Raw genomic sequence first — 8,932 nt, 5'->3', positions numbered from 1 at the left:
TCATCCAAATGCGGCAACAACGAATCAAACTTCGCCCGCAAACTACCCTCAACCTCTACGCCAATCGCCATAACACAACGATACGGCCCAACAACACGAAACACCGGCTAATTTACTGGCAAACCCTTAGTCCGGGCCCAACAGCGTGTTTCAGGGGCTGTTTTTCCAGTGCTGGGCTCATCTCAGTTCCTCCTCGGATGAACGGGCTCTAGCTGGAACCCGCACTGACACTGCAGCACAGCGGACGGCTTATCACCAAGGCGGTCCTCGCGCGAGGGGGTGTTTGATTGGTTCATCGGGAACGTCAGAGAGTCTGCGTACTCCATGGGTTCGCCACAGTGAAGGTACTGCCCGCCGAAATTGATCACGTTGGTCTCGTCGTCAATGACGGCGTCGTGGCTCAAGAGAGTAGCGACGGCCTGCACGCTGCAAGCGTGGGCGGAGTAGGACTGACAGCGTCCACAGCTGTACTCCACCTCAACCGTTCCCGGCAGCCGAGGCGTATGAGGCTGGATGGATTCAATGATGAGGTGCTTTGCCGTATGGCAGGTAGCGCAAACCAAAACGGTCTCCGGGGGTGCAAGGGAATCATCTAGAGAGCGGACGGGGTGGTTGGATATCATGAGGAACCTCCTAGCAATAACATAAACTTGCCCAGAAAGTCTGGCCTACTGCCATTTGACTAAGTTGTAAACTATAGAATTTGTGATGTCAAGGAAATTCACATCACTGAGGCCCACCGTACTGCTTGGGAAGGCAATTTTTAGGCCATCACCGGGCGACATTGGCGAGGCAGCGCAGCCAGTCGGTCCTGCGCGGTGAGCGTGCGTGGCGGTGAACAAAGACACTGCGGGGCTCGGACTAGGGTAATAGACTTCAGTGCCCTGTCGGTGAAGACTGTGTCAGAGGTGACCACAACACTGCGCAATTTATGGGGACATGGCGTACTCAAACACTCGGTATTAATATTCTCGGAGGCGCAAGTTGTCGCAGACACCACTAAGACCCGAAGACAGCAACCCGCTGGAAGATCCCGAAAAATTAGTGGAGGAGATCTCAGCACAAGGAACGGCCGGACAGACTTCGGGCAAGAACGCTGCGTACAGTGAAGCCAGCGCCCCTCCGGGTGTGGAGCTGGAAGCAGCCAGCCCTACCGTTCAGGAGTCAGAGCGGAAAATAGTTGTCGGAATAGTTGCAGACCCCGGACTGCCACTCTCACTTGCCATGGAATTGCAGGATTCCCTCCCAAATCTGCTGACAAGGGATGTGGATTCCGGCGTAGCTTGGGAAGTGCAAGTCATGGCTTTCTCTCTTCCGTTGGACACGTTTGGGGAACTTGAACTTAATATCCACTCGGAAAGATTGCGGCACGAGAGTAGCTGGGACTATCTCGTTTACTTAACGGACCTGCCAAAGTACGAAAACGGTGAACCGTTAACCTCTAGCCTCAATGTAGACAACGGCTCTGCCGTGATCGTTGTGCCCGCGCTGGGGATCGTGCGCAGGAAACGTCTGCAGCGCGCTGTGGAGCAGGTCCTGGCCAAACTGCACGGCGTCAATGACCCTTTCCTCCGCCACGATGGCACTTCACCATTGGTGGTGGATCCGTTTTCTGTGGAACGCCGGATAGAGGCAGAGGAAAGCGGCGGGAATTCCGTGGAGACCGTCAAGGGCTTCAGGGGACGGGTTTTGCTGCTGATCGGCATGGTTCGCAGCAACCGCCCTTGGCGGCTGGTTCCCCGGCTCTCTTCTGCCATGGCTGCGGCTCTGGCCACGGGCGCATTCGGTATTTTCTATACCAGCATTTGGAGTATGGCCGACTACTTGCCGACACGTCGGTTGGTCATCATCGCTCTGCTGTCCATCATGATTATCGGCTCGTGGCTGGTTCTCCATAACAAACTTTGGGAGAGGCCGCATGGGGTGCGACAAAAAGAAAAACGCGTCCTGTACAACTTGGCGACTCTCTTGACGCTCCTGCTGGCGATGCTGCTGATGTACGTGGCTCTTTTTCTTATTATTCTTGCCGGTGCGCTAATTATCATTGACCCGGCGTTCCTCGCCATGCAGCTGGACGGAGATGTAGGTTTTCGCGAATACGTGAATCTCTCTTGGCTTTCTGCCTCCCTAGGCATCGTCGCTGGTGCCGTAGGTTCGAGCTTTGACGACGAAGAGTCTGTACGCAAGGCAACTTTCAGCCGGCGAGAATACGAGCGCCGCCAGATTAGCTTGGAGAACGAGACAGAGAAGGACACATAAAACCATCTTCGTGACAACCCAGAATGGGCGCCACTTGAAACCCTGCTGTCGAAAGTAAAGACCCTCTACAGGAACTTCGGACCAGCTGCCGAGGCCATTAGGAAAGTAACCACGTTTCACCGGAGAAGGCGGCTATCACATTCTCGTGCCCCACCGTCCTGGTGGCTGTGTTGGGATTTTGTTGTGTAAGTTTCCCACACCGAACTCTTGTTCGGTTCCCACCAGATAAGTCCGAGTGTCGATACGTTGATCGTGAGGACACCCCTGCGCTGAGGCGATCTATCCACGGATTCTAGTCAGTGGATGCAGCCCACGGACCATGTTCTTTCCATGGAACTGCCTCGTGATGGGTTTTTCCGTGTGTCCGGCGCTCCTCTTTCATCTCTGCCTCGAATAGGTGGCGTTTGCCGTCGGCGAGTAGGTTGCGGGCGCGTTGCTCTGCGGCCTTGAAGTCTGCGTAATAGCCGTCATCGTATTCTTCGATAAGTTGGAACGTCCATCGTCCATGGATGACGTTTCGACCCACCATCTGCTGGCGGATATCGGTGGCCAAATCCTCATGGCCCGCGTCCTGCAGCAAAGTTGCTGCCTCCCCCAAAGCCAGGTCGGCTTTGCCGGTTAAGCGATGAAAACCATAGAGAAGGCCACGGGCATGCTCAACCACTTCGAGAGCCTCGGAGAGTTTACCCAGCGCTTTCACGGTTTCATCACTCATGTCATCGCCTCGCGTGTGGCATGCGTCCGGCGCGTCTTGAAAAGATGGAATCTCCATGACCCACAGCATAGACGCACGCGCCAACTCACGGGTTCTTCGACACCGACGCCCTCCGCAAGGCTGGTGGTAGTGTCCAGCACGTACTTTCCTAGCATCGCCCAAGACGGTTAATGACAGCTCACATAAACTGCGTTCCACACCACAAAATGTTTAGTCCTACCCTTTTTTGGCTCTTCAGCATCGAGTGGGTAGTTTCGGTCTGAATCTGCCGGTGGGAATCCGCGGGTCCAGTAGATAAATGGTGGCCTTCGTTCGTTCCTCAGTTATGGCTTTTACATGCTCGAACCAACTAAGGCCAAAAGCTCCCCACCATCAAACCACTCCGTCCCTTATCCGGCTTCGCCTGATGTTGGGATCAGGCTTCTTGGATGGTTGAGGGACCCTCGGTACTGAATTTCGTCAGCTTGTGGGTACCGTCGCAGAAGGGCTTGATCGTCGAGGCTCCGCAGCGGCACAGGGCGATGGTTTTTCTCATTCGGGGGATCTCTTCACCGGTTCCGGTGACGAGTTCAAAGTCGCCGCGAACCAATAGCGGGCCGTTGGGGCAGGCCACGATGCTGGCTGAAGGGGCATTACTTGGATCCATGAGTGATTCTGCTTTCGGAAAGGTCGCGGAAGGGGTCGACCGGATCAAGGGGGTGGCGTAGCGAACTCGTGCCACTGTTCCATGCTGTGAGCATGTGGGATCCGGTCAGCCCGTCCAGGTAGAGGCAGGCTTGGGCCCCGAAAATGATATCTGGAAACAGCTCGGGCTCATCTTCGGCGAGGCTGCCGGCTAGGTCCCGGCCGGCAATCTGTTCGTGCACCGCATCGGCCTCGACGTGTTCGTCAAAATACCACGTGACTTTCTCGTCGTAGCCCAGGCGTCGGAAACCGTTGCCGTAGAACCGGTTGGGAATGGAAGAGGTCATTTCAAATGCGGCCAAGTGGCCCACAATAGCGCCGCGCAGACGGCGGTTAAGGCCGAACATGGACATCATGTTGAAGGCCGCCAACGTGACTGCAGGGACATTATTGAGGTAGTAAGCATATTGGTCCGAGAGCCCCATGGCGCGCATCGTACCGGCAAAAATAGTCGCGTGGACATGTTCTGGTCGGCCTCCGCCATATTCGTCGGCTTGGATCTCTACCAGAGCGGCTTTGGCCCGACCGCGCAGACGGGGTATCGCCCAGGAGTGGGGATCAGCTTCCTTGAGCGTGTAAATGGACTTATGGATGATGAACTCTACAGCTTGAGTGTCTGTGGCTTCTCGGGCGAGGTATTTCGAGAGACTCGGGCCGCTGTCTTCGGCAGTGAGGTGGAAGAGTTTCGTCGCTACGGTCTCGGCCTCCGGTTGGGGAAGATCCAGTACGGGTATCCGCTCCCGCAGGGCAGCTTCGAACGCTTCTTCTATGCGCAGGCGTGCCCGAATGGTTTCCGGTTGCCATTCCCACCGCGGATCCCAGTCGCCGATTTCTCCGTAGTGCAGACCGTAGAGGGTCGTCAGGGTCAGCTGCAGGTCCTCGTCGATGAGGATGTCGCTGACGTCCTCGACCGCATTAGCCACCTGGGATAGGAAAGCCTCACCCTGATCTGAGCCGCCGCCAGGAGCTTCTTCCAGGACGGCGAACAGGGCGGCACTGACTGGGCCGCGAGAGTCCAAAAGTGCAGGGTTACGCATGGCGAGCCTCCAAGCAACGAAGTTGTTGTCAAGAACAGGGTAATGGAAGATGACAGGTTAATTCGGTTGTCATGAGACACCCTAAGGCCTCTAGCCCTCCTGTTGCGAGTGCTTGAGGTTGGTGTTCGGATCCTGAACCTCGAGCCATCGTATCGTGGGGCAATGCTTCAGCATCTGTCATCCCTGCCACTGACTACTAGTTGTAGACGATTTCCCTCCAGCGGGGCGTCGTTCGCACAACCTCGCGGACCACGCAAACGTGCCGGGATTGAAAGTGGCTCCTACTCAAGAGCGGGAATGGATGCGCCGGTCGTAATCCTGATCGTCCGTGACCGCCGACAGGTATCCAGCCGCGCGGCATGATTGGTGGAATGTGCCCTCGTCTGTGGAACGCGATGCTCTTCAGGAGCGCTGGGATGTTTGCCTGCCGGCTGCGCGTCCCGGAAAAAGCCAGCTACAAGGGACGTTGTGGGATGAAGCTATCAGGAAAATTATTGTCAAATCTAACGGAAGGAACCTTCTTATGACAGAGAAGACGGTCCTGAAAGATCGGGCAAGCGAACCGATCGTGTACGTGAAAAATTGTGCCTTGCCCGACGGGTCGATCTTGGTTCGGGGAGAGTTCACGATAGTCTCCACGACCGGTGAGGAAGTGTCGTCTCGGCGGCAACCCTGGCCCTGGGCCGGCGTGGAGCTTTTGGAATGATGCCCTACTGCGATGGCACCCACACAGTTATCGGATTCTGCTCTGAACGCATCAGGCCTGAAGAACGCTGAAGTCTTTCCTTGCACGTTCTTCTCGTACGTCCGGTAGCGAGCTCACAAGGACCCTGGATGGGCCTTGACACCGTAGTTTTTATTCAGCTTGTTTTTTGTTTCGGGCCAGTCAGGGGTAGATCATCAAGGCTGCTATCAGTGCCAGTCCAAGCAGGGAGGCGACGGTTGCTGCCTCCAGGGCGCCTAAAACGACATAGAAGATCAATGTGGTAGTTCCCACGACGAGTAGCCCCACCAGGGCCAGCACGATTCCCACCACGTGATGTCCGGCGTCCACCAAACGATTCTTGACTTGCAACCCAAATAGCTGACGGTGCATGGCCACGGGAACAAGCATCAGGCACGTCGCTACGGCAGCCAGGATGACTAAGACCAGGTAGAGAACCACTGCCAGCGCGTCCAGTTCTGAGAATTTTTGTTGGAATGGCAGGGTCAGCAGGAAACCTGCGATAATTTGGGTTCCTGTTTGCATGACGCGCAGTTCCTGAAGCAGATCGTTCCAATTGCGGTCGCGTTGTTCGTTGCGTGTCTCATTGCGTCCGGTGCCCGCATCCTGCCCGCCATTTGTGTTTCCTGTGTGCAAGGACTTTGCATCCACCGTTACCTCATTCTTGTTCCCTGTGAGCTCCAGCGCGTATTCCTGAATAGATTCTCACCCATGGCAGTCCAGCTCAAGGGGTGATGTCCGTGGTCGCTGACACCGGTGGGGCATACCGGCAGGTTTTTGCAACGTCGAGTTGGTTCAGACAACCTTGAATGCCGGGCCTGAACCAGCAGCGGACTTTGGCAGCTGTGCCCTCGACACCGCTTCGTCCTGAGGAAGAGTGAACTGGTATATGTTGCCGCCTTGTGTTATGAAATGATAACGAAATCTGGGTTGATCTTCGCACGAATTCCGAGAACTGAAGGAGCCTGCCGGTGTGGTTGATGCTGCTATGAAACCTCAGGTCCATCACGAGATCCGTCCTTTGCGCATTGCAGTCTTGGCCCATCTTCATCACCCGATCACCTCACCGTTTGCCGGGGGCATGGAGTCCCATACCGCGCATTTAGTCTCTGGGCTGGTTGCTCGCGGGCATGAGGTGACCCTCTTCGCCAAGGACGGCAGCGTTGTTGACGGCCGGTTGGTCCCTGTGCTCGGCTCCGGGTTCGTGGTGCGCGGTTACCCGGAGGACGAACAGATCAATCAACAGCATGACGTCTTGGATGGAGCGATGGAACGAGCGCTGAGGCTCATTCGGGACGGTTCCTTTGATGCGGTGGTGAACAATTCATTAAGCCCGGTACCGCACCGTGTCTTGGTGCAGCTGCCCACCCTTCATGTCTTCCATACCCCTCCCCTGCCCCGGCTGATTGAAATCCTCAAAGATTCGACCAAGACACCACACCTGATGCACCGCTACGTCACAGTCTCTGAAGCCAACGCACGGCCCTGGCGCGAGTGGATACCGGCCATTGACATCATCAACAACGGCATTGTCCTAGAGCGCTGGGAGGAACGGGGCGAACCTGAACACGCGGTAGCTACGTGGAGTGGACGCATCGCAGCAGAAAAAGGAACACACGTAGCCATCGCCGCTGCACGGGCAGCGTCCTTAAAATTACGGATCGCCGGCCCTATCCACGACCAAAAGTATTTCCGGACACTGATTGAACCGCAGCTCGATGATGACATCCACTACCTCGGTCATCTGGATCAACAAAAATTACAGCACATGATTGCCTCCTCCCAGGTCTTTCTCTCCTCCCCACTTTGGGAGGAACCCTTCGGACTCACCACCCTTGAAGCAATGGCCTGTGGAACACCGGTAGCCGCCTTACCCGCCGGCGCCATGACCGAACTCATCGGAACCACCGGGGGCGTTGTCGCCGACCGCCAAGACAGTGATGCTCTGGCAGTGGCAGCGACCCAAGCCAAAGACATGAATCGGACGCTGGTTCAAGCACGAGCGAGCGGGTTCACACTGACCAGAATGATCGAAGATTATGAGCGAATACTTCATTCCATGGTCCACCGCAGGTTCTCCCTGACAGCAGAGGAATCATGACCCGATACAGGGTTTCCTACTACGCCCACCATTTCGGTACCGGGCACCTGCGCCATGCCCAAAAAATAGCAGCCAGCGATCTATTTGATCTTCAGGTCACCAGCACCGGTCCTCGCGACACAACCTTATTGAAAGGAGCCTTGGAGTATGTGCAGTTAGGCCCCGACGTGGACTCCGCTAGTCCGGAACCAGAGGTAGTCTCCAACTCCTTTTTGCACTACGCCCCCACAGGTGCCCTCATCCAACAACGATTCTCTGAACTGAACCGTGCGTGGAAAGAATTCAACCCCGACGTCGTAATGGTCGACGTCTCAGTAGAGGTCGCACTTTTCGCCCGCTTATGTGGCTACCGAGTGGCGTTCCGTCGCATGCCAGGGAATCGAACAGACACCGCCCACCACATGGCTTACAGCCTTGCGGACACTATTTTCGGCTATTTTCCTGTCGGCCTGGAAGAAGAAGAACATCTGAAAAAATTTGATCATAAAAGCCACTACCTCTCAGCAACGGAACCGACAAATCATTACTCACCCCCGGATATCGGCATCGCCCAGCCGGCGGGGCAGCAACGAGTGGTGGTGCAAACATCCTTGGCCTCGGCCATTCGTCTGGATCACGTGGCCCGTGCCGCCGCGGCATCACCGGAGTGGGACTGGGACATTGTGGGTTCCGTGGAAGAAGATGGCACACCATTGCCCAGTAATCTACGACTTCACGGTGTTCTTTGCGACCCGTTACCGGTCATGCGTTCGGCCACGGTGATTATCAGCTCTGCCGGACACAACGCTGTAGCTGCTGCCGCGAGCTGCCACAGACCCGTTCTTTTAGTACCCGAAGAGCGTCCCTACGCAGAGCAACTCGCCTTCGCGACCGCCTTACATACCCGCGCGGGAATCGAGATGATCGAAACATGGACATCAGCGATCAATTGGCCGCAGATCCTGGAACGCGCAGCGCACAGCGATCCTCATGCCTTGGCGAAGACACTCTTTATGCAAGCTTCCGATTTTAACCAAGGACTCTTGGACCTCATCCAAGCAACAGCTGCGGGAAGAAACGCCTCTAGTACCTTTTAGTAGGCAGCGCAGTTGCGCGCCGATTCGACTTCCTGAGGGGTGGGCATCCGCTGAACGATCAGAGAAGACGCCGCCTGGGTCCAGGCAATCAACCCCCGGTGTGCGAAAGCCTTCAACCAACCCTCCATCGGCCAAACACCCCAGCGAGCATGGAACAAGCGGGCATTGTCGACAATCTCTAGGAAATGGTTCAAAGGAGGGGCATACACGGCTCTTCAGAATGCAGAGTGTAGTCGGGGTTGCTCTGTGATGATTCCTGGGTGCAGCGTTGATTGGGTAGAGGTGAGGGCCTTGGTAGAGAATCAGATTGTCTAAGATCTCGTTCTCTACAGCAAG

The 8,932-nt window shown here is 56.0% G+C and carries 7 protein-coding genes; 3 read left to right on the top strand and 4 right to left on the bottom strand.

The window, feature by feature from the left end; all coding sequences use genetic code 11:
- Positions 1-984: 984 nt before the first annotated feature.
- On the top strand, positions 985-2,259 hold the full coding sequence (locus QMG25_RS19850) for a hypothetical protein (RefSeq protein ID WP_283462821.1): 1,275 nt from the start codon (positions 985-987) through the stop codon (positions 2,257-2,259).
- Between the two features lie 292 nt (positions 2,260-2,551).
- Here QMG25_RS19850 and QMG25_RS19845 read toward each other — a convergent pair whose 3' ends face one another.
- The 4 genes from QMG25_RS19845 to QMG25_RS19830 all read right to left on the bottom strand — a co-directional run bounded on the left by QMG25_RS19845 (position 2,552) and on the right by QMG25_RS19830 (position 6,070).
- Positions 2,552-2,974 carry a hypothetical protein gene (locus tag QMG25_RS19845; protein ID WP_283462820.1) on the bottom strand — a complete coding sequence of 141 codons (423 nt, stop codon included), beginning with the start codon at positions 2,972-2,974 and terminating at the stop codon, positions 2,552-2,554.
- 415 nt (positions 2,975-3,389) lie between these two features.
- Entirely contained in the window at positions 3,390-3,620 is a 231-nt protein-coding gene (locus QMG25_RS19840) for a CDGSH iron-sulfur domain-containing protein (protein WP_283462819.1), read from the bottom strand.
- Entirely contained in the window at positions 3,607-4,695 is a 1,089-nt protein-coding gene (locus QMG25_RS19835; protein ID WP_283462818.1) for an iron-containing redox enzyme family protein, read from the bottom strand. Before QMG25_RS19835 ends, QMG25_RS19840 begins: the two co-directional genes overlap by 14 nt.
- A gap of 886 nt (positions 4,696-5,581) precedes the next feature.
- The gene (locus QMG25_RS19830; protein WP_283462817.1) at positions 5,582-6,070 is read right to left on the bottom strand and encodes a DUF6328 family protein; all 489 of its coding nucleotides are present in this window, start codon (positions 6,068-6,070) and stop codon (positions 5,582-5,584) included.
- Between the two features lie 322 nt (positions 6,071-6,392).
- Between QMG25_RS19830 and QMG25_RS19825 the strand changes: the two genes are divergently transcribed.
- Both QMG25_RS19825 and QMG25_RS19820 read left to right on the top strand, forming a co-directional pair.
- On the top strand, positions 6,393-7,520 hold the full coding sequence (locus tag QMG25_RS19825; protein WP_283462816.1) for a glycosyltransferase: 1,128 nt from the start codon (positions 6,393-6,395) through the stop codon (positions 7,518-7,520).
- A complete protein-coding gene (locus QMG25_RS19820) occupies positions 7,517-8,596 on the top strand; it encodes a hypothetical protein (RefSeq protein ID WP_283462815.1) in 1,080 nt (359 codons plus the stop codon). The genes QMG25_RS19825 and QMG25_RS19820 overlap by 4 nt, the downstream gene beginning before the upstream one ends.
- Positions 8,597-8,932: the final 336 nt, after the last annotated feature.

Origin of the sequence: Arthrobacter sp. H35-D1 (genome assembly GCF_030063185.1) — a bacterium.
Lineage (GTDB): Bacteria > Actinomycetota > Actinomycetes > Actinomycetales > Micrococcaceae > Specibacter.
The sequence above is the reverse complement of the archived record's forward strand: the minus strand, read 5'-3'. Positions and strand labels throughout refer to the sequence as shown.